1 protein-coding gene is annotated in these 579 nt (G+C 65.3%); it reads right to left on the minus strand.

Annotation, left to right across the window (positions count from 1 at the left end; translation table 11 throughout):
* On the minus strand, positions 1 to 579 hold a 579-nt coding region (locus ISS99_RS00010), incomplete at both ends, for a hypothetical protein (protein WP_204629516.1).

The raw sequence follows: 579 nt of genomic DNA on the forward strand, positions 1-579 counted from the left end.
GCGCCGTCGAAGGCCACCGGACCGGCTGCATTGATCGTCAGCGCTTCCTGCGTAGTCGACGTCGCATTGTCGACGGTGCCGTTGAATGTCACCCCGCCCGCGGTGCTGGTCAACGTGGCGCTCGTACCAAGCAGCAAGTGACCGGTATACGTCTGCAAACCACCGCTGCTTTCGTTGCCGTTGAGCGTGATGCTGGTGCCGGTGACGCTCAGCGTGCCGCCTACGCTGCTGGCCGATATCGCCAACGGCGCTGCCGAGTAATCCAGCGTAAGGCTGCCGCTCAAGCTGCTCGGCAGGCTGACGGTTTGCGCGGTGGTGCTGGCGTAGGTATTGGCCAGCGACAAGCTGCCGATCTGCACGCTCGGCCCTTCGATGAAACTCACCGCACCGCTGAACAAATTGTTCGCGTTGCCGAGCAGCACGTCGGCGCCGTTGGCGTTCTGCGTAAAGCTCGCCGCCTGCGTGACGGTCAATCCCGAGCCGCTGCCGCTGGCTTGCGAGATCGCGCCGTTGCCGGTGGCAGTGAGCGTCCCCGTCACCGTGCCTTTGCCCAGATCCAGGGCGCCGCCGCTGCTGACC

The sequence above is a fragment of the Dyella mobilis genome (genome assembly GCF_016904945.1).
Taxonomy (GTDB): Bacteria; Pseudomonadota; Gammaproteobacteria; order Xanthomonadales; family Rhodanobacteraceae; genus Dyella_B; species Dyella_B mobilis.